Below are 25,180 nucleotides of genomic sequence, written 5' to 3'. Positions count from 1 at the left end.
CTCATCGGTTTTGCTGTCAGGCTCCAAATGGTCGTCGTCGACTGTGTCATCTCGCTCCGTCCAAGCCTCTAACTGTTCGGACGTCATGGGAACCTGTACGCAGCCGCAGGAAATGGCTTGGCCGCCACAGGCCGGGCATTCTTCCATGTCGCATCCGCTCACGTGAAGTTGCCCTTGGAGAGCACCGCAGTCATGGCATGTGCGAGGCAGCTTAATTTTCTTCTTTTTCTGGTCGTAGACGGGTTCCTCGTCCCCATACCTGATGCGCTCTCGGGGTGTCGTTACAAGCGAGACTGTCTGATACTGCGCGTCCTCCAGCATCTGCGGCCAATGCGCTGCCATCGAATGCGCGTTGTATACCGCACGGCCCTGTAGTCACAGCCCTCCGCCCGCATGTTCGCTCGCGAGCACACGAGGTAGACGTAGTCACCTTTGGCCACCCTCGTGACCGCATGGCCGCACGTGGCGCAGAAGATGATGCCCGATACGATGGATTTCGACAGTTGTCTGGCGTTCCGGCCTCGGGCTGCCTTGGTGATCAGCTTGCGGTTCACCCGCCAATAGATGTCTGCGTCAACAGCAGCAGGGAACAGGTTCTCCACGGGTGCCATAGGCTCATCTCGGCGTGCCCTCGTGGTTTCATCATGGGTCGTGGTGTGCGGTGTGAACCCGCTGAACCATGCCCGAACCAGCCTGCCCTCTCGTACAATTAGGGGTAGCAGAGCCCGATCTTTCTTGCAAGAACAATACGAGAACAGCCCGAGGGCCCGGAAAACCCTAACCGGTCGTAAACATCACGCAGACACTACGCCTCGAATGCGAGCGGCTCTCATCAGCACATCCCAACGAATGTTCGCTACTCCTAGAGCTGCGGGATGGGCCGTGATCTAACGGGTGAACAATTCAAATGCTTGCAAATCGCCGCAGAAGCGAACGACGGGTGTGCACTCGGCTCGCCAAGATTCACTTTGGCGCGGGCTCGCTGCCGAGGGATTGCACGATCACGGATATCTCGGATGGGGGCGTGAAAGTGGTGGCGGAGTTTCTGGAAGTGCCGCCGCAATTCACCATCATCTTCGCGCCCGATTATTCCCGCCAATGCCGCCTGCGCTGGCGCATCGGCTGCGAATTCGGCGCCGAGTTCACCGATTGAGCCGGACGGGCCAGGTTCCTTAACTGGACTTTAGGGTTAATCGGTAAGCATCGCTGATCAGTCGCCGAGTGATCAGAGTATGCCCAAGCGTTCGTCCCTTGCCTCTCCGCCGGCGAGATTCCTGCTTTCCGCGCTCGTGATGCTTGCCCTCGGCGGCTGCCAGACCACGAGTCTGGAGGACATCACCGGCGCGCTCGGTGGCAAGTCGGAAACCGCTGGCAGGGCCGACCCGAAGCCGGACATGGACGCGCTTCGCGAGCGCTATCGCGCCAAGCCTTCCGATCCCAACGTCGCGCTCGAATATGGCATGGCGCTGCGCGAGACCGGCCAGCGCGCCCAGGCCGTTGCGGTGATGGAGCAGGCCGTGCTCGCCCATCCCAGCAACAAGGCGCTGCTCGCCGGCTACGGCCGCGCGCTCGCCGACAGCGGCAATTTCCAGCAGGCTTTCGATGTGCTCAGCCGCGCGCATACGCCTGAGGATCCCGACTGGCGCATCCTGTCGGCGCAAGGCGCGGCGCTCGATCAGCTCGGCCGCAACGAAGAGGCGCAGCAATATTATTCGGCAGCGCTGAAGATCGTGCCCGAGGAGCCGCAGGTTCTGTCCAATCTCGGCCTGTCCTACATGCTCCAGAACAATCTGCCGCGGGCCGAGGAAACGCTGCGCCGCGCCTATGAGCACAATCGCGCCGATTCCCGCGTGCGCGCCAATCTGGCGCTCGTCGTGGGACTGCAGGGAAAGCAGGCCGAGGCCGAGACCATCGTGAAGGCCGACCTGCCGCCGGATCAGGCCGCGGCAAAGGTCACGGCGCTACGGCAGTTGCTGGCGAAGAAGCAGCAGCGGGCGGACAAGTAGCCCGCCCTCGTTTCTCGTTCGCGTTGGTGCTTACGACACCTTGCGATGCGGGGCTGACCCGCGACCCGCCCTGCCCTTGAGCCTCTTCAGGAGCGGCCCGAGCAGCGAGCGCTTCGGCTTCTTCACCTCGCCACGCCCGGCGAGGCGGTTCGCCATGTTCTGGAACAGAAGGGTGGTGCGGTGGTTCTTGGAGACTTCCGCGATCATCTGGCCGTTATTGGCCGCGGTCGAGAACAGTTTCGAGTCGAACGGGATCGCCGCGATCGGCTGGCTCTCCATGGTCTTGGCGAACGCCTTGACGTCGATCTCCGCGCGCTTGTGCATGCCGACCTGGTTGATGCAGTACAGCGGCGGACGGTCGTTGGGCCGTGCCGCCTTGAGCACGCTCAGCATGTTCCTGGTGTTGCGCAAATTGGCCAGATCGGGTTCGGCCACGATCACGATATCGTCGGCATTGACGAGCGCGCGGCGCGTCCAGCCCGACCATTGGTGGGGAACGTCGAGCACGATGCAGGGTGTGGTCATGCGCAGCGTGTCGAAGATCGCATCAAAAGCTTCGGCGCCGAAATCGTAGACGCGGTCGAGCGTTGCGGGCGCCGCGAGGAGACTGAGGCGCTCGGTGCATTTGGCGAGCAGGCGCTCCATCAGCGCCGTGTCCGGCCGGTCCTGCGAGAGCACCGCGTTGGCGATGCCCTGCGCCGGGTCCTGGTTGTAGTCGAGGCCGGCGGTGCCGAAGGCGAGGTCGAGATCGATCACGACGGAATCAAGTGCGAGGTCGCGCGCGATGGTCCAGGCCACGTTGTGCGCGACCGTGGACGCACCGACGCCGCCCTTGGCGCCGACCACCGCGATGACGCGGCCGGTGATGATGGCTTCCGACGCCGAGAACAGGCTGCAGATGGAGCGGACGACGTCGAGGGTTTCGACCGGTCCCACCACGTAGTCGTTGACGCCGCGGCGGACCAGCTCGCGATAGGGCGCGGTGTCGTTGGGGTTGCCGATCACGACCACGCGTGTGCCGGGATCGCAGACGCCGGCGAGATCGTCGAGGCCCTCGAGGATATCGCGTGTGCCGTCGGATTCGATCACGATGACGTTCGGCGTCGGCATCGTGTCATAGACTTCGATGGCCGCGGCAAGGCCGCCGCCCTTGGCGGTGAGATGCGCCTTGGCGAGACGGCGATCCTGCCCGGCCGCGGTGATCGCGGCGAGCGTCTGCTCGGTCTCGCAAAAGGCCTGCACCGAGATGCGAGGAACCGGCGCAATGTGGTCCTCGGGGTGCCGCGGGTCGTCCGCTTCCTCGTCGTCGTGAAAACTTGTCATTTGCCGGTGTCGCTGAGTTTGGCCTTTTCGGCCTCGGGATACATGGTCGTGGTCGCCATGCCTTTGCGGTAGCGCTCGAAGGCGATCTCGCGCCGTGCGGTGTAGGCAGGCGTCTCCGCCCTCGGCTGCTCGAGGTCGGCGGGGTTGTCGATCATGGCCGCGAGGTTGCGCTGGCTGGCGCAGCCCAGATTGAAGTACGGCCGGTTCTCGTTGTAGCCGGGGTCGAGGATGTTCGGACCGACGTCTTCCGGCCACAGCCCGCAGGGGCCGGCGACCGCGGCGATCTTCGAATAGCTCAGGCGGATGGTCGGCAGCAGTCCGGGATCCTCGGGGCGATAGGGATGCTGGACGATGGCGCGCGACGGCACGCCGCCGGATGCGAGCACCGACCGGATTTCGTGATAGGTCGCCGCCGCGGCGCGTGAATTCGCAGCGTCGCTCGGCACGTCGACGACGACGGAACCGGTGCCTTCGCGCACCCAGTCCCTGGCAATGCCCGCGACGTCCGCGTGCTGCGCGGTGGAGAGGCCGCCGCGCGCCTTGCCGACGAAGATCACGATCGACTTCTTGGCTTCCTGCACCGCGATCGGGTGGCGCTGGCGATAGTCGGTCGGCACCGTCTGGGTGACGATGTCACCGGTGGTGTTGCAGGCGCCGAGCATGACGGAAAGCCCCGTCAGCGCCAGCGCGATCCGCAGGTTGCGACGTCGATCGGCGATCGTCTTCGTCATCGCTTTGTCCCCTCTTGCCCCATTTCTTGCCCCGGTCCCCAAACCGTCCGTCTCAGTCGATGATGAAGCCGAAATCGCCGCGGGTGCCTTCGATCGGATCGACGCTGCGCGCGATGCCATAGAGCCGGTTCATGCGGCCGAGCAGCGCCGTCTGCGCGTCCGAGGCCGGCGCAAAGCCGTCGTCGGGCCGCGACAATTCCTTCTGGGCGACCGCCCGCACCACATAGGGCGTCACGATCACCATCAGCTCGGTCTCGTTGTTGACGAAGTCCTGGCTGCGGAAGAGCGCGCCGATGATCGGCACCTGGTCGACGCCGGGCAGGCCGTTGATCGCCTGCTTGGTCTTCTGCTGGATCAGGCCGGCCATCGCCATCGAGCCACCGGAAGGAATCTCCAGCGTGGTCTCGGCGCGGCGGGTCTGGACCGAGGGGATGGTGATCGAGTTGCTCGAGGTCGAGGACACCGCCTGCGTCAGCGTGATCGCGTTCGTGTTCGACAGCTCCGAGACCTCGGTCATCACGCGCAGGCTGATACGGCCTTCGCTGAGCACGAGCGGGGTGAAGTTCAGGGAGATGCCGAACTTCTTGTAGGTGACCTGGGTGGTACAGACGTGGGTGACCGGATCGCAGGAATAGCCTGCAGGGATCGGGAATTCACCGCCGGCGATGAAGGTGGCGGATTCGCCCGAGATCGCGGTCAGGCTCGGTTCGGCGAGCGTGCGCATGACGCCGGCGCTTTCCATCGCGCGCATCGTGGCGCTGACGGTGGCGACACCCTTGGCGAGGCCGGCCACGCCGAGCCCGTTGCTGCCGACGATCGGTCCGCCAGAGACCGAGAACGGGTTGGAATTGTTGAAGTTCACGACCGCCGTGCCGGCATTCAGGCTGGCGCTGAGGTCGACGCCCAGCTGCTTGACGATGTCGCGGCGGACTTCGCCGACGACGACCTTGAGCATCACCTGGTCGCGGCCGCGCACGACGATGTTGTTGACGACCTTGTCAGCGCCGCCAACGAGTTTTGCGGCGACGTCGCCGGCCTGCTGGGCCTCGATCGGGCTCGACACCGAGCCGGTCAGCATCACGCTGTCGCCTACGCCTTCGATCTGCACGCCCGGCAGCGACTGGCGCAGCGCCGTGCGCATGCCGTTGAGATCGCGCTTTACCGCGATGTCGTAAGAGGCAACCTGCTGGCCGTCGGCGGTGAAGAACACGACGTTGGTCTGGCCGACCTGGCCGCCGATGATATAGGCGCGCTGCGACGAGCGGATCACTGCATTGGCGATCTTGGGATCGGCCACCAGCACGTCCTTGACCTCGCGCGGCAGATCGATGACGACGGACTTGCCGACGCCGAGCGACAGCGAGCGCGTGCGTGTAGGCGCGATGGTCGAAACCGGCGACACGCCGAGATCCGGCGCCTGCATCGGCGCCTGGTCGCCGACCGGCGCATCCGCCGCGCTGACGAAGTCGGGGGCTGCGATCAGCCCCAGCATCAGCACCGCCCCCGTCCAGAACGAGCGTGCGCGCTTCCCCCGAATGCGCAGGCCCGTCCGATCATCCCCGTAGTTCATGGTGTCCCCATCATCACTTCTGTGACGTCAGTTGCCGTGCCTGCACCCCGTAGCGGATCACGTTCACGCCGCCGGGCCGCTTGGCCGTCAGGTCTTCGATCGAAATCTCCGACGCGTTGGCATCGGCGATGCTTCGCAACGCGAGCGTCAGCGTGCCGCCCTGGCGCGAGGCCGACAGCGTCGCGACCTGGTCCGGCTTGAGCTCGAGCGTGACGGTCTTGCCGAGTACGGCGTTCTGGCCGTCTTTTTCTTTCGGCGCCTGGTCGATCGCGAGCACGCGGATGTTGCTCAGGATGACCTCCGACAGGATCAGGTCGTTGCCGCCGGTCGCGCCGTTGGCGCCATCGGGGTTCTTCAGGCGCCGCGTTAGAACGATGTCGACGCGGTCGTTCGGCAGGATGAAGCCGCCGGCGCCGGTCTCGGCTGAAATCTCGGTAGAGACGGCCCGCATGCCGGAGGGCAGGATCGCGGCCATGAAGCCCGAGCCCTCGGCCCGCACCAGCTTCTGCTCGCGGATCGGCTCGCCCTGCATCAACGGCACGCGCGCGATCGAGCCTGCGATCTGGGTCTGGGCGTCGGGCCTGCTGTCGCGGCGGATGAAGGCGCTGCTCGCGGTCGCCGCCGGCCAGGACTGCCATTGCAGATCCTCGGGCTTCACGGCCTGGCCGAGCTGGATGTCGTTCTTCGCGATCAGCACCTCGACCGTCGGCAGCTTCTCGGCGACGGGAAGGGCGGGTGCTGGCTTGTTGTCAAAGCCGCTCGCCAGATACGCAGCGACGCCGCCGGCGCCCAGCGCGATGACGAGAACGACAATGCGTGCGGTGTTCATGCGCTTCTACTCTTACGCGGGGCACTCGAACCGCACGTGGCGGGTTCCCCTGCGTCGATGAGTAGGGAGTAAAGGTATAAGGGGTGTTGCGAGGCCGAGTGTGATGGCCCGTGACGATGCGCGTTCTGGGCAGATGGTGAACGTCGCGTTATCCGCTCGGCCAATGGCCCCGTAGATTCACGCAGGGCGGGACGTTCGTTCGAACGATGCGCGCGGCGTCATGGTGAATGGGTGGTTTAGCCATGGGCGCTTCGCGCAGCGTGCGCGGTCGTCGCTCCTCTGGGTGAGGAGCGTACTTCCTCGTGTTTCAATTGATGTCCGTAGCCCGGATGGAGCGAAGCGCAATCCGGGCTCGTGCAGCGCGTTGTGAGATCCCGGATTTCGCTGCGCTCCATCCGGGCTACGAGTGAGCGCCCTACTTCGCCCGCTTCTGCTCGATCGTGTCCCAGACCTTCGCCGCGACGTCCGGGCCGCCGAGCCGCGCGATGGCGCGGATGCCCGTCGGCGATGTCACGTTGATCTCGGTGAGGTTGCCGTTGATGACGTCGATGCCGACGAACAGCAGGCCGCGCTCGCGCAGCGCCGGGCCGACGGTGGCGCAGATCTCGCGCTCGCGTGGCGTGAGCTCGGTCTCCTGCGCGGCGCCGCCACGCACCATGTTGGAGCGGAGGTCGTCGGCGGCCGGCACGCGGTTGACCGCGCCGGCGAACTCGCCGTTGACCAGGATGATGCGCTTGTCGCCGTGCTTCACCTCGGGGATGAACTGCTGGATCACCCACGGCTCCTTGAAGGTCACCGAGAACATGTCGAACAGCGAGCCGAAATTCATGTCCTGCGGCATCACGCGGAACACCGCCGCGCCGCCATGGCCGTGCAGCGGCTTCATGACGACGGCGCCGTGCTTATCCCGGAACGCGTTGATCTCGTCGAGGTCGCGCGAGATCAGCGTCGGCGGCATCAGCTGCGGAAAGTTCATCACGAACAGTTTTTCCGGCGCGTTGCGCACTGAGGCGGGGTTGTTGACGACCAGCGTCTTCGGATGGATGCGCTCCAGGAAATGCGTCGAGGTGATGTAGGCGAGATCGAACGGCGGATCCTGGCGCAGCAGCACGACGTCGAAGCCGTTGAGCGCTTCGCGCCTGGGCTCGCCCAGCGTGAAGTGATTGCCGGGCTCGTCGCGCACGGTCAGGAGCTGGATGGGCGCGACGATCTCCTCGCCGACCATCGAGAGCTTGTCGGGCGTGTAATAGGACAGGCCGTGGCCGCGCTTCTGCGCCTCCAGGAGCAGTGCAAAGGTGGAATCGCCCTTGATGTTGATACGGGCGATGGGGTCCATCTGGACGGCGACGTTCAGTTTCATGGTCTGCCTTTCAGGTCGAGGCGTCGAATGCCGCCAACACATGGCGCGGAAGTGAGCGCGGCGCAATCAGCATGGCGTCGAATCGCAGTTCGAATTCGGCATGCTCGGGATGCGCCACGAGCCAGCCTTGCGCGGCGTCGATGATGCGCTGCTGTTGGCGCGGGGTCACGGCGAAGGCGGCGTCATCTAGCGTCGCGCGGGCCTTGACCTCGACGAAGGCGATCAGGTTGCGGCGGCGCGCCACGATGTCGATCTCGCCATGTGGGGTGCGGTAGCGCCTGGCGAGGATGCGGTAGCCCTTGGCCATGAGATAGGCGGCGGCGCGGCTCTCCGCGGAGATGCCGGTGCGGAACGCGGCGACGCGCTCGGGCGAGGCGACCTTCGGTTCCGCGCCCTTAGTCTTCGCCATCGCCGTCCCTCAGGTCCTTTGCGAGCTCGAGCGCGCGGGCATAGACCTCGCGGCGCGGTCGGCCCGAGAGCGCGACCGCATGCGCGACGGCATCCTTGACGCTGTGCGCGGCGAGCTGCTCGCGCAGCAGGCCGTCGAGCGCATCCGAGGTCAGCAGCTCCGCGTCCGCCGCAGGCGGCGCGATCACCAGCACGAATTCGCCGCGCGTCTCCAGCGTGTCCGCTCCGCGTGCCAGCTCCTGCAGCGGGGCGCGCGAAATTTCCTCGTGCAGTTTCGTCAATTCGCGGCAGATCGCGGCTTCGCGCGTCCCCATGATCTCGGCAAGCTCGGCGAGCGTGTCCTGGACGCGGTTGCCGGAGTCGAACATCACGAGCGTCGCATCGATGCGGGCGAGCTCTGCAAGGCGCGACTTTCGCGCGGCGGATTTCGCCGGCAGAAAGCCCTCGAAGAAGAAGCGGTCGGTCGGCAATGCGGCGACCGACAGCGCGGCCAGCACCGAGGACGGGCCGGGCAGCGCGTAGACCGCATGGCCGGCTGCGCAGACCTCGCGCACCAGCTTGAAACCGGGGTCGGAGATCAGCGGCGTGCCGGCATCCGACACCAGCGCGATCGAGCCGCCCTGCCCCAGCGCCTCCAGGATCCTCGGACGCGCCGCTTCCGCGTTGTGCTCGTGATATTGCTTGAGCTGCGCCGTGATCGCGTAGCGCTCGGTCAGGCGCCGCGTGATGCGGGTGTCCTCGCAGGCGATGACGTCGACGCCGGCGAGCGTCTGAAGCGCGCGCAGCGTGATGTCGCCGAGATTGCCGATGGGGGTGGCGACCAGATGGAGGCCCGGCGCCGCCTTCGGCGCCGTCAGCCGATGGGCGTCGATGGAGAAACCGCGCGAGGCGGGATCCGTCGCTTCAGGTGTATTTATCGGGCTCGGCTTTACGCGCATAATGAATCGAACTTAGGCATGATCCCGGGGGCTGGGAACCGGTCCTCGGAAAAAGATCGCGCCAGGTCAGGGGTGAGGAAGGACTGGAATGTGATCCATCCGGCATCACATTGCAGAGGGAATGAAGCGTCGGCGCCACATTCGCGGCGGAAACGCCGCCTTGATGCGGGTGACGGATGGTGGACAGCTAGCCAGGGCTTGAGGTGTGGCCGCGTTAAGTGGTCATTATCCTTTTGTTTTAGTTAACTATTTGCCGACAATATGCCTGAATCCGCGGCTTGTGTCGTGGAAAGAATGTTGTGACCGGCCGGCCGACGGTCGGTCAGAAGAGAAGTTGTGATGCTGGGCCCGCGCGATCCTAAATCTCCCGTTCAGGGCTCCCGATTATCGGGGGCGACCCGGCGGAGCGCACTCGGCCTGTTACTCGGCGCCCCCTTGCTGTCGGCCTGCGCCGGCGTGCAGCAGAGTCTCAGCCAGTTCTCCAACCCGTTCAGCAGCTCCTCCCCGGCCCCGGCTCAGCCGGCCGGACCGCCGCAACAGGCCACCACCGCCGGCAGCGGCGGGGTGAAGGTTGCCGTGATCCTGCCGCTCTCGGCCGCCGGCAATGCCGGCCTTGCCGCGCAGTCGATGCGCAACGCCGCCGAGATGGCGCTGGCCGAGTTCCAGAATCCCAACATCCAGCTCCTGATCAAGGACGACAACGGCAGCCCGCAAGGCGCCCAGGCGGGCGCGCAGCAGGCGGTCGACGAGGGCGCCGAGATCATCCTGGGCCCGCTGTTCGCGCAGTCGGTGCCGGCGGTGGCGCAGGTCGCGCGTACGCGCGGCATCTCGGTGATCGCGTTCTCGACCGATTCCAGCATCGCCGGCCGCGGCGTCTTTCTGCTGAGCTTCCTGCCGGAGTCCGACGTCAACCGCATAGTCGAATATTCCGCCAGCATCGGAAAACGTTCCGTCGCCGTGCTCGTGCCCGACAATGCCTATGGCAATGTCGTCGAGGCCGCGGTGAAGGCGGCGGTGCCGCGGCGCGGCGGCCGCATTGTCGCCTTCGAGAAATACGGCGCCGATCGCGCGACGCCGGCACGCACCGTGGCGCAGCAGCTCGGCAGCGCGGATGCGCTGTTCATCGCCGATGACGGCGATGCCGTCGTCGCGGTGGCCGATGCGATGACGGCCGCAGGCGCGAATTTGCGCAACATCCAGCTGCTCGGCACCGGCCTGTGGGACAATCCGCGCGTCTATGCCAATGCAAACTTGCAAGGCGGTCTCTACGCCGCGCCGGACCCGGCCGGCTTCCGCGCCTTCTCCGGCCGCTATCGCACCAAATACGGTGCCGAGCCGATCCGCACCGCGACGCTCGCCTATGACGCGGTCGCCCTCGTCGCCGCGCTCGCGCGCACGCAGGGCCCGACGCGCTTCTCGCCGGATGTGCTCACCAACCCTTCCGGCTTCGCCGGCATCGACGGCCTGTTCCGCTTCCGCGCCGATGGCACGAATGAGCGTGGGTTAGCGGTGATGAAGGTGACGACAGGTGGTGGCGTGGCGGTCGCGGGCTCGCCGAAGAGTTTTGGGGCTTGATGGCTTCGTAGTCCGGATGGAGCGCAGCGTAATCCGGGACGCTTTCGCCACTCGGATAGAACCCGGATTGCGCTGCGCTCCATCCGGGCTACGGCAGCTCGCTATGCCGCCAGATCCGCGACCACTGCATCAAGCACCGGAAATCCGCTGCTCGTGACCCGCAAGCGCCCCGTCGCATCCACGATGATCGCGCCCTCCTCGCGCAACAGCGCGATGCGCTTGGGATCAAGCGGGCGGCCCGACAGCGCGCTGTAGCGCTCGGGGTCGATGCCCTCGGCGAGGCGGAGCCCCATCAGCAGAAATTCGTCGGCGCGCTCCTCGCTGTTGAGGAGATCGTCGGTGACGTTGCCGTGGCCGTTGGTTTCGACCCGCATCAGCCAGGCTTCGGGGCGCTTCTCGGTGGCGGTGGCGTGCCTGATCCCGTCGATGTCGAGGCGGCCATGGGCACCGGGGCCGATGCCGGCATATTCATCGCCGCGCCAATACACCAGATTGTGCCGGCACTCGGCGCCGCGCCGCGCGTGATTTGAAATCTCGTAAGCGGGCAGGCCGAGCTTGTCGCAGGTCTCCTGCGTGACGTCATAGAGCGCGCGCGCGACGGCTTCGTCCGGCGTCTTCAATTTGCCGGCCTGGTGCAGGCCGAAGAACGGCGTGCCTTCCTCGATCGTCAATTGATAGAGCGACAGATGCTCCGCGGCTTCATCGATCGCGAGACGCAGCTCGTCGGCCCACATCGCCGGTGTCTGGTCGGGGCGTGCGTAGATCAGGTCGAAGGAGTAGCGGTCGAACGAGCGGCGCGCGATGGCGACAGCGTCGAGCGCTTCGCGGGCGCTGTGCATCCGGCCCAGCGCTTTCAGCGAGGCATCGTCGAGTGCCTGCACGCCGAGCGAGACGCGGTTGACGCCGGCGGCGCGATAGCCGGCAAAACGCGTGGCTTCGACGCTGGTCGGGTTTGCCTCGAGCGTGACCTCGACATCGCTGGCGACGTGCCAGTGCTTGCCGATGGCATCGAGCACCGCGCCGACGGTCGCGGGCTGCATCAGTGAAGGCGTGCCGCCGCCGAGGAAGATCGAGGTGACTTCACGCCCGGGCGCACGCTGTGCGGTCGTTTCGATTTCGCGCGCGAAAGCTGAAGCGAAGCGCGTCTCGTCGATCGCGGCGTGGCGGACGTGGCTGTTGAAGTCGCAATAGGGGCACTTCGACAGGCAGAACGGCCAGTGTACATAGACGCCGAAAGCTTGCTTAGCGCGGCTCAAGGCAGATCTCCGCCAGTTTCACGAAGGCGCGGGCGCGATGCGACAGGCCGAGGCCAAGCGGCGGCAGGCCGTGCTTCTCGATACTGGTCATCTCGCCGAACGTGCGATCGTGGCCATTGGGCAGGAACATCGGATCATAGCCGAAGCCGGCGGTGCCGCGCGGCGGCCAGGCCAAGGTGCCGTCGACGCGCGCCTCGACCTCTTCGAGATGATCGTCGGGCCAGGCGACGCAGAGCGCGGATACGAAATGCGCGGTGCGCTTGTCGGGCGTGGTGGCGCCGCGCTCCTGCAACAGGCGCTCGATCTGCGCCATCGCGGCGGTAAAATCCTTTGCTGGACCGGCCCAGCGCGCGCTGTAGATGCCGGGCGCGCCATCGAGCGCGTCGACCACTATGCCGGAATCGTCGGCGAAGGAGGGAAGCTTGGTCGCCTGCGCCGCCGCGATCGCCTTGATCGCGGCATTGCTGCGGAAATCGTTGCCGGTCTCGTCGGGCTCGGGCAGGCCGAGCTCACCGGCCGACACCGCCTCGATGCCGTGAGGCGCGAGCAGCTCCTTCATCTCGGCGAGCTTGCCGGGATTGTGGGTCGCGATGACGAGCTTTTCGGTGATTCGGCGGTGCATGGGCCTATTGACTACGCGACGGCCAGTTTCTGCAAGTCCACGAGACGGGCAATGCCCTTCTGGGCCAGCGCCATCAGCGCGAGGAATTCGTCTTGTGTGAACGGTTCGCGTTCCGCGGTGCCCTGCACCTCGATGATGCGGCCATCGCCGGTCAGGACGAAATTGGCGTCGGTCTGGGCTTCCGAATCCTCGGCATAGTCGAGGTCGAGCACGGGCGTGCCGTTGTAGATGCCGCAGGAGATCGCGGCGACGTTGTCGCGCAGCACCTTGGCCTTGATCATGTTGCGCGCCTTCATCCAGTTGATGCAATCGGCGAGCGCGACCCAGGCACCGGTGATCGAGGCCGTGCGCGTGCCGCCGTCGGCCTGGAGCACGTCGCAATCGACCGTGATCTGGCGCTCACCGAGCGCTTCGAGATCGACGATGGTACGAAGCGAGCGGCCGATCAGGCGCTGAATCTCGACGGTACGGCCGCTTTGTTTACCCGCGGAGGCCTCGCGGCGGGTGCGTTCGGAGGTCGCGCGTGGTAGCATGCCGTATTCGGCGGTGACCCAGCCGCGGCCTTGGCCCTTCAGCCACGGCGGCAGGCGGTCTTCCAGCGTGGCGGTGACCAGCACATGGGTGTCGCCGAATTTCACCAGGCAGGAGCCTTCCGCATATTTGACCACGCCGCGCTCCAGCGTCACGGGGCGCAATTCGTCGGGCGCACGGCGGCTTGGCCGCATGGGAAATCCTCCAAAACTCTCGGAAAAGGGCTATTCGCGGTGCTTGTAGGTGGGGTGAGGGTGGGCGGCAAGGCTTTTTCACCCCCAGTTTTCCACCCCGCAAACGCCACGCTTGTCAGAACCCTCCGGGATGGACAAATTATAAGCGTCTGAGAGGAGTTACCGTCCGTGGCCCATCACGATCCGATCCATCTGATCGCGCCGCGCGCAGGCCTCGCCCAGCTCAACGAGCGTTCCCGCGACATCTTTCGTCAAATTGTCGAAAGCTATCTCGCGACCGGCGAGCCGGTCGGGTCGCGCAATATTTCGCGGCTGATCGCGATGCCGCTGTCGCCGGCCTCGGTCCGCAACGTCATGGCCGACCTGGAACAGCTCGGCCTGATCTATGCGCCCCACACCTCCGCCGGCCGATTGCCGACGGAACTGGGCTTACGCTTCTTCGTCGACGCCCTGATGCAGGTCGGCGACCTCAATGACGCCGAGCGGCAGTCGATCCAGAGCCAGTTGACGTCGGTGGGTCACGCCCAATCGGTCGAGGCGGCGCTGTCGGAGGCGCTGACGCGGCTGTCCGGTCTCACCCGCGCCGCAGCGGTCGTGTTGACCCCGAAATCCAATGCGCGGCTGAAACACATCGAATTCGTCCGGCTGGAACCCGAAAAGGCGCTGGTGATCCTGGTCGGCGAGGACGGTCAGGTCGAAAACCGCGTGTTGTCGCTGCCGCCGGGAGTTCCCTCCTCGGCGCTCACGGAAGCCGGTAATTTCCTCAATGCGCGGATTCGCGGCCGCACGCTGGCCGAGGCGCGGCTCGAGCTCGAAACCGCGCTCGGCGAAGCCCGCGCCGAACTCGACCAACTGACGCAGAAGGTGATTTCGGCCGGTATTGCGAGCTGGTCCGGCGGCGAGAACGAGGACCGCCAGCTGATCGTTCGCGGCCACGCCAACCTGCTCGAGGATCTGCACGCGCTGGAGGATCTGGAGCGCGTTCGCCTGCTGTTCGACGATCTCGAGACCAAGCGCGGCGTGATCGACCTTCTGGGACGCGCCGAGACCGCCGAGGGCGTGCGGATCTTCATCGGCTCGGAGAACAAACTGTTTTCCTTGTCAGGCTCCTCCACCATCATCTCACCCTATCGGGATGCCGCCGGCCACATCGTCGGCGTTTTGGGCGTGATCGGGCCGACGCGGCTGAATTATGCCCGCGTAATCCCGACCGTGGACTACGCCGCGCGCATCGTCAGCCGCCTCCTGGGGGGCTGACCGGCGTTTCCTCCGATCACGGGCGCTTGATTTTCGTGAGCTTAGGCACGATATCCGGGCCAACAATCCCTTGAGACGAGTTCGAGAAGAGAGCCGATGACCGATCGAGACCGGCAGCCCGACGACACTACCCCACCGACCGACGAGCCCGTGGTGTCAAAACCCTACATCATGCCCGACGATCCGGAGCCCGGCTCGGTCGAGCTGTTGCAGAAGGAAGCCGCCGAGGCGCGTGACCGCATGCTGCGGACGCTGGCCGAGATGGAAAATCTGCGCAAGCGCACCACCAAGGAGGTCGCCGACGCCCGCCTCTACGGCATCACCGGCTTTGCCCGCGACGTGCTCGACATCGCCGACAATCTCCAGCGTGCGCTCGATGCCGTTCCGGCCGAGGCCCGTGCCGCGGCCGATCCCGGCCTGACCTCGCTGATCGAGGGCGTCGAGCTCACCGAGCGCTCGCTGCTCAATGCGCTGGAAAAGCACGGCGTCAAGAAGTTCGATCCGCAGGGCCAGAAGTTCGACCCGAACTTCCAGCAGGCGATGTACGAGGTGCCGGATGCGTCGGTGCCTGCGGGCACCGTCGTGCAGGTCATGCAGGCCGGCTACACCATCGGCGAGCGCGTGCTGCGCCCGGCGCTGGTCGGTGTCGCCAAGGGCGGCACGAAGGCTGCACCGGCTGCGAACAGCAACGAAGTGAACTGAGCGGCGCACTGGTTGATCCTCATGGTGAGGAGGCGCGTCAGCGCCGTCTCGAACCATGCAGGCCCGGCTGTTGCAGCTCGGCCTTCATCCTTCGAGACGCGTGCTAAGGAGCACGCTCCTCAGGATGAGGGTTTGGCAGCTTTTCGTGCCGCTTACGCGCTCACCGCGATATCCGCGGACTGAATCCGCTTCACGCCGGCCTTGGCCATGTCGGCCCAGGCTTTTGCGAGCGAACCCTGCGTGTCGATGCCGCGGCAGGCGTCCTCCACCACATAGACCTCGAAGCCCGCCTTGCGCGCATCGAGCGCGGTCCAGGCGACGCAGAAGTCTGTCGCGAGGCCGGCGACGAAGACGCGCTTGATCTTGCGGCCCTTCAGGTAACCGGCGAGGCCCGTCGAGGTCTTGCCGTCGGCTTCGAGGAAGGCCGAATAGCTGTCGACGTCCTTGTGAAAACCCTTGCGGATGATGAGCTCGGCATGCGGAATCGCAAGATCCTTCGACAGCGCGGCGCCGTCGGTGCCCTGCACGCAATGGTCGGGCCACAGCACCTGCTTGCCGTAGGGGAGATCGACGGTCTCGAACGGCTTCTTGCCGGAGTGCACCGACGCAAATGAAATGTGGCCTGGCGTGTGCCAGTCCTGGGTCATCACCACGTTCGCAAAGGCTTTCGCCATCTTGTTGATGACGGGAACGACCTGCTCGCCTTCCTTCACGGCGAGGCTGCCGCCGGGCAGGAAGCAGTTTTGCACGTCGATCACGAGCAGCGCGGAGGCATCGTCCGGCTTGATCGATGCGGCCGCAAGGAGCGCGGTTGGAGCAAGGGCTACGAGAGCGCTTGTCCCAAGCGCCGCGAGGATTTGTCGTCGATCAAGCATCGTTCGCCTCCCTCCAGGATGATCCAATGGAAGGAAGCCTAGTTCCGTTCGTATACGAACAGAAGCCCGAAAATGCAGCCGGCTCTGTCCAGCGCTTGGGCTAACCCTTGGACTAACCCTTGAGACTAACCCTTGAGACTAACCCTTGGGCTGGATGCCGTCGCGCACAGCGCGGAAGCGGGTGAAGGCGGCCGACCACTGGTCGCGCGGGGCGCTGGCGATGATGCGCAGCGAGGCGCCGCCGCTCGAGAAGCGGATCCACTGCACCACGGTCACGGGCGTCTTGTCCTTGCCGCTGACGCCGTCGATCCGGGTCTCGAAACCCTGCTGGCCGTTGATGCGGATCGGCTCCGACATGGTGACGCGGGATTCGCGCACGCCGGGGATCTGGAGCGCGGCCTCCTGGGCAAAGCGGGCGCGGTCGTCGGCCTGCTGCGGGGTGGCGCCGATCAGGCCGAGGATCATGAACGGCTTGGATTCATAGCCCGAACTCTCATTGCCGTCGGCCAGGATGATGCTGGAGCCCGGCGCCAGGGTGCGGATGTCCTTGAAATCGGCGAGATCGGTGATCTTGAACGGCATCAGCCCGATCTGCTCTTCGGCCGAGACCTGCTTGCGGGTGACGGCGCTCGCAAACATCTGCCGCACCGCCTCGTCGGTGTAGATCTTGGTTGCGTTCTCCGGGATCTGCACCGCGACATAGCCGGAGAAACCGGCGCCCGGCACGATCATCGAGTAGCGCTTCACCGGCGTCTCGCCGGCCTTGCCGCTTTCCATGGTGAAATAGGCAAGACCCGCGGGGGTCTCGATCTTGTCCTGCTTGACGCCGGCGGTGCCGCCGGGATTGGAATTGAAGGCGCTCACGACCTCCCCATAGGCCGCCGGCGGCAGCTCGGTGATCAGCACCTTGACGCTGCCGTCCTCGCTCTCGAAGCCCGGAAACGTCTTGGCCGTGCTCAGGCCGACCAGCGGCACCATGCCGAGGCGCAGGCCGGGCGGGAAAACGGCATCGGCCGCAAAGGCCGGAAGCGCTGTGGCGACGAGGACGGCGAGCGCGGCGAGGGGGCGAATGAGCTTCATGGGCACTCTGATTGGTTCACATTGAGGCCGTTCGATGGTCGGCCATTGGGCCGCTTTGTCGCGCAAAGCCGCCTTGATGGCGGCGGTCCGGCCGCCCGCCTTTTAACGGGTTTGGCCCGCCGGTAACAGGGCGGGCAGATCACGGTGGCGGGGGCCGGCTGACGCCTGAACCTGTTAATAATTCATCACCCGCAAGGGCGGTTGAGCCCGGATATGATCTTCCAAAACCCAATGTTTTCATGGCCGAAACTTGCGTTCGGTCCTTGCGGGCCCCTCCCCCCCTCCTATATGAGCGTCAACCATCGCAATATCGCGGATGTTTGATCTTAGGGGGTTTGGAGCGGGTGCCTCTTGGGCCCAGCCAACCTGCCGCAAAAACAAGGATATCAGGACCATGGGAAAGGTCATTGGGATCGACCTCGGCACCACGAATTCGTGCGTCGCCGTGATGGATGGCAAGAACGCCAAAGTCATCGAGAATTCCGAAGGCATGCGCACGACGCCTTCGATCGTCGCCGTGACGGACGACGGTGAGCGCCTCGTCGGCCAGCCTGCCAAGCGCCAGGCCGTTACCAATCCCGAGCGTACGTTCTTCGCAGTGAAGCGCCTCATCGGCCGCCGCTACGACGACCCGATGGTCGAGAAGGACAAGAAGCTCGTTCCGTACAAGATCGTGAAGGCTTCCAACGGCGACGCCTGGGTCGAGGCCGACGGCCAGACCTACTCGCCCTCGCAGGTGTCTGCGTTCATCCTGCAGAAGATGAAGGAGACCGCGGAAGCCCATCTCGGCCAGAAGGTCGACCAGGCCGTCATCACCGTTCCCGCTTACTTCAACGACGCCCAGCGCCAGGCGACCAAGGACGCCGGCAAGATCGCGGGCCTTGAAGTGCTGCGCATCATCAACGAGCCGACCGCGGCCGCGCTCGCCTATGGTCTGGACAAGACCAAGACCGGCACGATCGCCGTGTACGATCTCGGCGGCGGCACGTTCGATATCTCCATTCTCGAAATCGGCGACGGCGTGTTCGAGGTGAAGTCGACCAACGGCGACACCTTCCTCGGCGGCGAAGACTTCGACATGCGCCTCGTGGGTTATCTGGCCGACGAGTTCCAGAAGGAGCAGGGCATCAACCTGCGCAACGACAAGCTCGCGTTGCAGCGCCTGAAGGAAGCCGCTGAAAAGGCCAAGATCGAGCTGTCGTCGACGACGCAGACCGAGATCAACCTGCCCTTCATCACCGCGGACCAGACCGGCCCCAAGCATCTGACGATGAAGCTCACCCGCGCCAAGTTCGAGGCGCTGGTCGACGACCTCGTCCAGAAGACGGTCGAGCCCTGCCGCAAGGCGCTGAAGGATGCCGGCGTCACCGCCGGTGAGATCGGCGAAGTCGTTCTGGTCGGCGGCATGTCGCGCATGCCGAAGGTCCAGGAAGTCGTGAAGCAGCTGTTCGGCAAGGAGCCGCACAAGGGCGTCAACCCGGACGAAGTCGTGGCGATCGGTGCCGCGATCCAGGCCGGCGTGCTCCAGGGCGACGTCAAGGACGTGCTGCTGCTCGACGTGACCCCGCTGTCGCTGGGCATCGAGACGCTGGGCGGCGTGTTCACCCGCATCATCGACCGCAACACCACGATCCCGACCAAGAAGAGCCAGGTGTTCTCGACTGCCGAGGACAACCAGAACGCGGTCACCATCCGCGTCTTCCAGGGCGAGCGTGAAATGGCGGCCGACAACAAGATGCTCGGCCAGTTCGACCTGATGGGCATTCCGCCGGCTCCGCGCGGCATGCCGCAGATCGAGGTGACCTTCGACATCGACGCCAACGGCATCGTCAACGTCTCGGCCAAGGACAAGGCCACGGCCAAGGAGCAGCAGATCCGCATCCAGGCCTCCGGCGGCCTGTCGGAAGCCGACATCGAGAAGATGGTCAAGGACGCCGAGGCCAACGCCGAGGCGGACAAGAAGCGCCGCGAGGCCGTCACCGCCAAGAACGAGGCGGATGGCCTGGTGCACTCGACCGAAAAGGCTCTCGCCGAGCACGGTTCGAAGGTCGCCGAGCCCGAGCGCCGCGCCATCGAGGATGCCGTCAGCGACCTCAAGGAAGCGCTGAAGGGCGACGATGCCGAGGCGATCAAGGCCAAGACCCAGACGCTGGCCCAGGCTTCGATGAAGCTCGGCGAGGCCATGTACAAGCAGCAGGCCGAGGCCGACGCCAAGAAGGATGCGGCCAAGGACGACGTCGTCGACGCGGAATTCACCGAAGTCGACGACGACAAGAACAACAAGAAGTCCGCCTGATCCCCAAGAGGGTGATGATGCGGACGGCTTGGACCCCACACGCGCTACCGGCCTCCCCCCTCACGGGGGAGGCCGTCGTGTCGGGCTCGGCGGGGTGTGTCCCCGTTACGATCGATCAATTCCCAGCCGTTATGATGAACGTCGCCGTGCCGCCCTCTGCCGCGAAGCAAAGGGCTGCCTATATCGTCTCCTGGCGACGTTGTTCCGCTCCGACTTGAATCGCGATTGGATAGACCGAGTTCAACATGTCCACGTCCACCAAGCGCTGCTATTACGAAACGCTCGAAGTCGAACGCACTGCCGACGATTCCGTCCTGAAATCGTCCTTCCGCAAGCTTGCGATGAAATTCCACCCGGACCGCAACCCCGGGGACGACACCAGCGAAGTCAAGTTCAAGGAAATCAACGAGGCCTACGAGGTCCTCAAGGACAAGGACAAGCGCGCGGCCTATGATCGCTTCGGCCATGCGGCCTTCGAGCAGGGCGGCGGCGGCGCCGGTTTCGGTGCGGGCTTCGCCTCCTCCTTCTCCGACATCTTCGAAGACCTGTTCGGCATGGCCGGGCAGCGCGGCCGCGGCGGCCGCGAGCGTGGCGCCGACCTGCGCTACAACATGGAAATCACGCTCGAGGAAGCCTTTGGCGGCAAGACCGCGCAGATCGAGATTCCGGTCTCGGTCACCTGCGAGGCCTGCTCGGGCATCGGCGCCAAGGCCGGCACCAAGCCGAAGACCTGCTCGAGCTGCGGCGGCGCCGGCCGTGTGCGGCAGTCGCAGGGCTTCTTCACGCTGGAGCGCACCTGTCCGAGCTGCCAGGGCCGCGGCCAGATGATCGAGGATGCCTGCCCGTCCTGTTCCGGCCAGGGCCGGGTCACCCGCGAGCGGACGCTGTCGGTCAACATTCCCCCGGGGGTCGAGGACGGCACCCGGATCAGGCTCGCCGGCGAAGGCGAGGCCGGGGTTCGCGGCGGCCCGCCCGGCGACCTCTACATCTTCCTGTCGCTGGCCCAGCACCAGCTCTTCCAGCGCGACGGCGCCGATTTGCACTGCCGGGTGCCGATCTCGATGGTGACGGCCGCCCTCGGCGGCGAATTCGAGGTGCCGACCATCGACAGCGGCAAAACCAAGGTGAAGGTGCCGGCCGGAACCCAGTCGGGCCGCCGATTCCGCATTGCATCAAAAGGCATGCCGGTGCTGCGCTCGCGCCAGATGGGCGACATGTACGTTCAGGTTGCCGTCGAGACCCCGCAGAATCTCACCAAGAAGCAGCAGGAATTGCTGGCGGAATTCGAAAAGCTCTCCTCTGGCAATACCCAGCCTGAATCCGTCGGCTTCTTCGCCAAGGTCAAGGATCTATTCAGTAATCGGGCGACCTGACTCGTCTTGACCGTATCGCCTTCGGCCTATACCTGTTTATGACCATTTTCTGACACGCCGCGGTCCCGCGGTCCCGTCCGGTCCCGACATGCCATTGCCATCGTCCGCGCGTGCGTTGAAGAAGCCCCGTCTCGACGACGAGGTGCGCTTTCTAAGGTCGTGGATCGAAAAGCCGCTGCACATGGGTGCAGTGATGCCTTCGGGCAAGCTGCTCGCCCGGACCATGGCGCATTACGTCGACGTCAACTCAGACGCACCCGTGGTCGAGCTCGGGCCCGGCACCGGCGCCATCACCTCGGCCCTGGTCGAGCGCGGCGTCGACCAGAAGCGCCTCGTCCTCGTCGAATACAATCCCGGCTTCTGCGCCTTGCTGCGCGACCGCTATCCGCAAGCCAAGGTGGTGCAGGGCGATGCCTATCGCCTGCGCGACACGCTCTGGAACGTGCTCAGCGCGCCGGCCTCCGCCGTCGTCTCCGGCCTGCCGCTCGTGACAAAACCGATGCTGACGCGGCTCCGGCTGGTCCGCGACGCCTTCGCGGCGCTGACCCCGGGCGCGCCCTTCGTGCAGTTCACCTATGCGGTGGTGCCGCCGATCCCGAAATCGCTGCCCGGCGTGTCCACAGAGGCCTCGGAACGGATCTGGATGAACCTTCCGCCGGCCCGCGTCTGGGTGTATCGCAAGGACTAATTCCGTCGGCATTCCCTTTTGCGCGGCGGACTCGTTTCGCCGAACGCATGGAAGTGGATGTCCGCACCCAAAATCCTGGTCATTCCCGGCTCGCTGCGCACCGGCTCGCACAATGCGAAGCTGGCGGCGGTCGCCGCCTATGAATTCGCCCAGGCCGGCGTCGACGTCACCCGTATCTCGCTCGCCGATTTTCCGCTGCCGATCTACGACGGCGATCTCCAGGCCAAGTCCGGCGTGCCCAAGCACGCGATCAATCTCAAGCGCATGATCGGCGCGCATCATGGCGTGCTGATCGTTTCGCCCGAATACAACGCCTCGGTGCCGCCGCTGCTGAAGAACGCGATCGACTGGGTCAGCCGCGTACATGAGCTGCACGAGACGCGCGGCGACGTGTTTCGCAACCGCGCCTTCGCGCTCGCCGGCGCCTCGCAGAGCCGGCTCGGTGCGGCCCGTGCGCTCCAGGCGTTGCGGCTGATCCTGACCTCCTGCCACGCCAACGTGATTGCCAGCCAGCTCACGCTCGCCTTTGCCGACCAGGCCTATGACGATATGGACAGGCTCAAGAACGAGGGCGACATCGCCGCGTTGAAGGAGCTGGCGCGGCAATTGATCGACATTTCCCAACGCATGATGTGAGGTGACATGACGCCAGCCGAGATCGCCCCGAAGGACCGCCTGATCGTTGCGCTCGACCTTCCCAGCGTTGACGCCGCGGAGGCGATGATCGCAAGGCTCGGCGACAGCGTCACCTTCTACAAGATCGGCTATCAGCTCGCTTATGCCGGCGGCCTGCCGCTGATCGGCAAGCTCGCCGACAAGGGCAAGAAGGTGTTCGCCGACCTCAAGATGCACGACATCGGCAACACCGTCACGCGTGGTGTGGAGAGCGTGGCCAAGCTGGGTGCTACCTTCGTCACCGTGCACGCCTATCCGCAGACCATGAAGGGCGCGGTCGAAGGCCGCGGTAGCGCGAGCCTGAAGATTCTCGCCGTCACGGTGCTGACGTCCTACAACGACGACGATCTGCATGCGGCCGGCTATCGGCTCAGCGTCTCCGAGCTGGTCGAAGCGCGCGCGCAGCAGGCGCAGGTGCTCGGCGTCGACGGGCTGGTGTCCTCGCCCGAGGAGGTCGGCGCCTTGCGCAAGATCGTCGGCCACCAGATGAGCCTCGTCACCCCCGGCATCCGGCCGGCGGGTTCTGCGAGCGGCGACCAGAAACGCATCATGACGCCCGGCCGCGCAATTGCCGCGGGCGCCGATTATCTCGTCGTCGGACGGCCGGTGGTGGAAGCCGCCGACCCCAAGGCGATCGCTGAAGCCATCCAGGCCGAGATCGCGCAGGCGCTCGGCGCATGATTCGGAAAAACCGCGCAGCGGTTTTCCGGTCGGATCATGCTTAGATAGAGACCGACAAACAGGGAGAAGAACAATGGCAAAGGGCTACTGGATCGGGCGCGTGGATGTGAGCAGCGACGAGGGCTACAAGCCCTATGCCGTCGCCAACGGTCCGATCTTCAAGAAATGGGGTGGCCGCTTCGTCGTTCGGGCCGGCAAGTTCACCACCGTCGAAGGCGCCAGCCGCTCGCGCAACGTCGTGATTGAATTTCCCGACTACGAGACCGCGATCGCCTGCTACAACTCGCCGGAATACCAGGCCAACATCAAGGTGCGCCAGCCGCACTCCATCGCCGACCTCATCATCATCGAGGGCTATGACGGCCCGCAGCCCTGAAGACGGATCGTCGCGAGAACCTATCCTGGATTGACGCGAGCATCATCCGGCTCTCGCGGACAGCACGCGCGTGCGATCATCGCACGCGATCAGGAGAGCGTCGCGGACATCTCCGCTCGCACTCACGTCGACATCATCTTGCATCACCTTGACGGACTCATTCGCTTGAACGCCTGAGGGTCGTTCGCGCCTGAGACGAAGACCGTGGCCGTCATTGGGTCCACCAGCTTGCCGTATTCTTTTGTCCCCAAATGGGGATTGCTGGATCGCTCTCGTTTCATCCAAGGTTGCTTGATCGGAGCCCACATCGATCGGTGATGGGCATCAAGCCAACCCGAAATCTGCGACGTCCGTGACGGGCCGCAAGGCGACCCGCATCGCGCATTTCCATGCAAAGGGAGTGAAGATCATGGCACTGATCATCGGAACAGCAGGCGACGATGTGTTGCCTGGCACGAATGTAGACGATCAGATCTTTGGCCTTCAAGGCAACGACACCATTACTGGCCTGGACGGCAATGATGACGTAAGCGGCGGCGCGGGCAATGATTCCATCGATGGTGGTGCCGGCAACGACATCCTTGATGGAAATGCCGGTATCGATACGATCACCGGTGGCGCCGGCGACGACACGATCAACGGCGGCGCGGGCGACGACACGCTGAACGGAAATGCCGGCGCCGACATCATCCACGGCGACCAGGGCAACGACACCATCGATGGCGGAACCGGCGCTGATCAGCTCTTTGGTGACGCCGGCGACGACGGCATCCACGGCGGCGACGGCAATGATGACATTCATGGCGGCGCGGGTGCCGACACCCTGTGGGGCGACGCCGGCGACGATACGTTGAGCGGCGACGCCGGCAATGACGTCTTGAATGGCGGCGACGGTAACGACCTACTCAACGGTGGATTCGGAGATGACACTCTGAATGGCGATGCCGGCAACGACACGCTGAACGGCGGACTTGGCAATGACCTGCTGAACGGCGGTACCGGTGACGACATCCTGAACGGCGGTTTGGGCGCCGATACGCTCAACGGTGGCGATGGCAACGACACCATGCACGGCGACGCGGGCGACGACATCATGGACGGCGGCGCCGGTAACGATACGATGTTCGGCGATGCCGGAGACGACGAGATGGCCGGCGGCGCGGGCAACGATGCCATGAGCGGCGGCGCCGGTGATGACGAAATGAGCGGCGGAACCGGCAACGACACGCTCGACGGCGACGCCGGAGATGACACGCTCGATGGCGGCGACGGCACCGATGTCCTGAACGGCGGGGCTGGGGCTGACATCCTGTCGGGCGGCGCCGGCAATGACACCCTGAACGGCGGTAACGGCGATGACGAGTTGTCCGGCGGCAATGGCGCCGACGTCCTCAACGGTGGACTCGGCGATGATGTGCTGACGGGCGGTGCTGGTACCGATACGCACAATTTCGGCGACAACACAGCTACGAACTTCGGCAACGATGAAGTCACCGATCTCAGCTTTGCCGATGGCGATGCCGTTGTTGTCGACGCTCCGCCAGGCTTTGACCCGGCTACAGTGGTAGTGGACGACGACGGCACCAACACCGTGCTGGATTTCGGCTTCGGCGCCATCCAGCTCGATGGCATCACGGGCGGCGCGACACCGTTCGAGTCGATCGCCGAAATCAACACTGCCGCCGGTTATACGGCCGTTGACGTTGTCTAGCGCCGACTAGTAGCGGGGGGGGGGGGGGGGGGGGGGCCCCCCCCGCGGCGCGGGGGGGGGGGGGGGGGGGGGGGGGGGGGGGGGGGGGGGGGGGGGGGGGGGGGGGGGGGGGGGGGGGGGGGG

Annotated in this window: 25 protein-coding genes; 12 read left to right on the top strand and 13 right to left on the bottom strand. The window is 65.4% G+C overall.

Annotated features, from left to right (window positions below):
• Positions 1-281: 281 nt before the first annotated feature.
• Positions 282-611, bottom strand: coding sequence for a recombinase zinc ribbon domain-containing protein (locus AC0L3X_RS34370; protein WP_354132194.1), 330 nt, complete (start codon positions 609-611; stop codon positions 282-284).
• Positions 612-907: 296 nt separating this feature from the next.
• Between AC0L3X_RS34370 and AC0L3X_RS34365 the strand changes: the two genes are divergently transcribed.
• Together AC0L3X_RS34365 and AC0L3X_RS34360 are read left to right on the top strand one after the other, a co-directional pair.
• Positions 908-1,153: a PilZ domain-containing protein gene (locus AC0L3X_RS34365; protein ID WP_027534981.1), complete on the top strand. Its 246-nt coding sequence runs from the start codon at positions 908-910 to the stop codon at positions 1,151-1,153.
• A gap of 79 nt (positions 1,154-1,232) precedes the next feature.
• A complete protein-coding gene (locus tag AC0L3X_RS34360) occupies positions 1,233-2,006 on the top strand; it encodes a tetratricopeptide repeat protein (RefSeq protein WP_063980259.1) in 774 nt (257 codons plus the stop codon).
• 30 nt (positions 2,007-2,036) lie between these two features.
• Here the strand turns inward: AC0L3X_RS34360 and AC0L3X_RS34355 are convergent, their stop codons facing one another.
• From AC0L3X_RS34355 to rsmI, 7 genes are all read right to left on the bottom strand, one after another.
• The gene (locus tag AC0L3X_RS34355) at positions 2,037-3,329 is read right to left on the bottom strand and encodes a CpaE/TadZ family protein (RefSeq protein WP_063980258.1); all 1,293 of its coding nucleotides are present in this window, start codon (positions 3,327-3,329) and stop codon (positions 2,037-2,039) included.
• Positions 3,326-4,060: a CpaD family pilus assembly protein gene (locus tag AC0L3X_RS34350; RefSeq protein ID WP_063980257.1), complete on the bottom strand. Its 735-nt coding sequence runs from the start codon at positions 4,058-4,060 to the stop codon at positions 3,326-3,328. The genes AC0L3X_RS34355 and AC0L3X_RS34350 overlap by 4 nt, the downstream gene beginning before the upstream one ends.
• A gap of 52 nt (positions 4,061-4,112) precedes the next feature.
• Entirely contained in the window at positions 4,113-5,630 is a 1,518-nt protein-coding gene (locus AC0L3X_RS34345; protein WP_063980256.1) for a type II and III secretion system protein family protein, read from the bottom strand.
• Positions 5,631-5,643: 13 nt separating this feature from the next.
• Positions 5,644-6,459 carry a Flp pilus assembly protein CpaB gene (gene cpaB, locus AC0L3X_RS34340; RefSeq protein ID WP_063980255.1) on the bottom strand — a complete coding sequence of 272 codons (816 nt, stop codon included), beginning with the start codon at positions 6,457-6,459 and terminating at the stop codon, positions 5,644-5,646.
• Between the two features lie 415 nt (positions 6,460-6,874).
• Positions 6,875-7,819: a glutathione synthase gene (gene gshB / locus AC0L3X_RS34335; protein WP_063980254.1), complete on the bottom strand. Its 945-nt coding sequence runs from the start codon at positions 7,817-7,819 to the stop codon at positions 6,875-6,877.
• 10 nt (positions 7,820-7,829) lie between these two features.
• On the bottom strand, positions 7,830-8,228 hold the full coding sequence (locus tag AC0L3X_RS34330) for a YraN family protein (RefSeq protein WP_063980253.1): 399 nt from the start codon (positions 8,226-8,228) through the stop codon (positions 7,830-7,832).
• Entirely contained in the window at positions 8,215-9,165 is a 951-nt protein-coding gene (rsmI, locus tag AC0L3X_RS34325; protein WP_063980252.1) for a 16S rRNA (cytidine(1402)-2'-O)-methyltransferase, read from the bottom strand. The genes AC0L3X_RS34330 and rsmI overlap by 14 nt, the downstream gene beginning before the upstream one ends.
• A 339-nt stretch (positions 9,166-9,504) precedes the next feature.
• Between rsmI and AC0L3X_RS34320 the strand changes: the two genes are divergently transcribed.
• A complete protein-coding gene (locus AC0L3X_RS34320) occupies positions 9,505-10,740 on the top strand; it encodes a penicillin-binding protein activator (RefSeq protein ID WP_063980251.1) in 1,236 nt (411 codons plus the stop codon).
• A gap of 101 nt (positions 10,741-10,841) precedes the next feature.
• On the opposite strand, the gene hemW is transcribed toward AC0L3X_RS34320, so the two are convergent.
• The 3 genes from hemW to rph are packed head-to-tail and all read right to left on the bottom strand — an operon-like array spanning position 10,842 to position 13,343.
• On the bottom strand, positions 10,842-11,996 hold the full coding sequence (hemW, locus tag AC0L3X_RS34315) for a radical SAM family heme chaperone HemW (RefSeq protein ID WP_063980250.1): 1,155 nt from the start codon (positions 11,994-11,996) through the stop codon (positions 10,842-10,844).
• Positions 11,983-12,618 carry an RdgB/HAM1 family non-canonical purine NTP pyrophosphatase gene (rdgB, locus tag AC0L3X_RS34310; protein WP_063980249.1) on the bottom strand — a complete coding sequence of 212 codons (636 nt, stop codon included), beginning with the start codon at positions 12,616-12,618 and terminating at the stop codon, positions 11,983-11,985. The genes hemW and rdgB overlap by 14 nt, the downstream gene beginning before the upstream one ends.
• Before the next feature lie 11 nt (positions 12,619-12,629).
• The gene (gene rph / locus AC0L3X_RS34305) at positions 12,630-13,343 is read right to left on the bottom strand and encodes a ribonuclease PH (RefSeq protein ID WP_014490830.1); all 714 of its coding nucleotides are present in this window, start codon (positions 13,341-13,343) and stop codon (positions 12,630-12,632) included.
• Positions 13,344-13,511: 168 nt separating this feature from the next.
• Between rph and hrcA the strand changes: the two genes are divergently transcribed.
• Positions 13,512-14,600: a heat-inducible transcriptional repressor HrcA gene (gene hrcA / locus AC0L3X_RS34300; protein ID WP_063980248.1), complete on the top strand. Its 1,089-nt coding sequence runs from the start codon at positions 13,512-13,514 to the stop codon at positions 14,598-14,600.
• 96 nt (positions 14,601-14,696) lie between these two features.
• Complete coding sequence (gene grpE, locus AC0L3X_RS34295; RefSeq protein WP_063980247.1) at positions 14,697-15,302, top strand: nucleotide exchange factor GrpE; 606 nt, start codon at positions 14,697-14,699, stop codon at positions 15,300-15,302.
• Positions 15,303-15,454: 152 nt separating this feature from the next.
• On the opposite strand, the gene pncA is transcribed toward grpE, so the two are convergent.
• Both pncA and AC0L3X_RS34285 read right to left on the bottom strand, forming a co-directional pair.
• On the bottom strand, positions 15,455-16,177 hold the full coding sequence (gene pncA / locus AC0L3X_RS34290; RefSeq protein WP_028155509.1) for a bifunctional nicotinamidase/pyrazinamidase: 723 nt from the start codon (positions 16,175-16,177) through the stop codon (positions 15,455-15,457).
• A 138-nt stretch (positions 16,178-16,315) separates the two neighbouring features.
• A complete protein-coding gene (locus tag AC0L3X_RS34285) occupies positions 16,316-17,257 on the bottom strand; it encodes a hypothetical protein (RefSeq protein ID WP_063980246.1) in 942 nt (313 codons plus the stop codon).
• 394 nt (positions 17,258-17,651) lie between these two features.
• Between AC0L3X_RS34285 and dnaK the strand changes: the two genes are divergently transcribed.
• The 7 genes from dnaK to AC0L3X_RS34250 all read left to right on the top strand — a co-directional run bounded on the left by dnaK (position 17,652) and on the right by AC0L3X_RS34250 (position 25,057).
• A complete protein-coding gene (dnaK, locus tag AC0L3X_RS34280; RefSeq protein ID WP_028148797.1) occupies positions 17,652-19,553 on the top strand; it encodes a molecular chaperone DnaK in 1,902 nt (633 codons plus the stop codon).
• Positions 19,554-19,798: 245 nt separating this feature from the next.
• Positions 19,799-20,926, top strand: a complete 1,128-nt coding sequence (dnaJ, locus tag AC0L3X_RS34275) for a molecular chaperone DnaJ (protein ID WP_063980245.1) — start codon at positions 19,799-19,801, stop codon at positions 20,924-20,926.
• A gap of 88 nt (positions 20,927-21,014) precedes the next feature.
• A complete protein-coding gene (locus tag AC0L3X_RS34270; RefSeq protein WP_028148799.1) occupies positions 21,015-21,614 on the top strand; it encodes a class I SAM-dependent methyltransferase in 600 nt (199 codons plus the stop codon).
• A gap of 57 nt (positions 21,615-21,671) precedes the next feature.
• Entirely contained in the window at positions 21,672-22,250 is a 579-nt protein-coding gene (locus AC0L3X_RS34265; protein WP_063985970.1) for an NADPH-dependent FMN reductase, read from the top strand.
• A gap of 6 nt (positions 22,251-22,256) precedes the next feature.
• The gene (gene pyrF / locus AC0L3X_RS34260) at positions 22,257-22,970 is read left to right on the top strand and encodes an orotidine-5'-phosphate decarboxylase (RefSeq protein ID WP_063980244.1); all 714 of its coding nucleotides are present in this window, start codon (positions 22,257-22,259) and stop codon (positions 22,968-22,970) included.
• Positions 22,971-23,043: 73 nt separating this feature from the next.
• Positions 23,044-23,346, top strand: coding sequence for a DUF1330 domain-containing protein (locus AC0L3X_RS34255; protein ID WP_063980243.1), 303 nt, complete (start codon positions 23,044-23,046; stop codon positions 23,344-23,346).
• 409 nt (positions 23,347-23,755) lie between these two features.
• Positions 23,756-25,057 (top strand): calcium-binding protein, encoded by a 1,302-nt coding sequence (locus tag AC0L3X_RS34250; RefSeq protein ID WP_231143746.1) that lies wholly within the window; start codon positions 23,756-23,758, stop codon positions 25,055-25,057.
• The last annotated feature ends 123 nt before the right edge of the window (positions 25,058-25,180 follow it).

This window comes from Bradyrhizobium sp. MI1.7 (assembly GCF_055811795.1).
The sequence above is the reverse complement of the archived record's forward strand: the minus strand, read 5'-3'. Positions and strand labels throughout refer to the sequence as shown.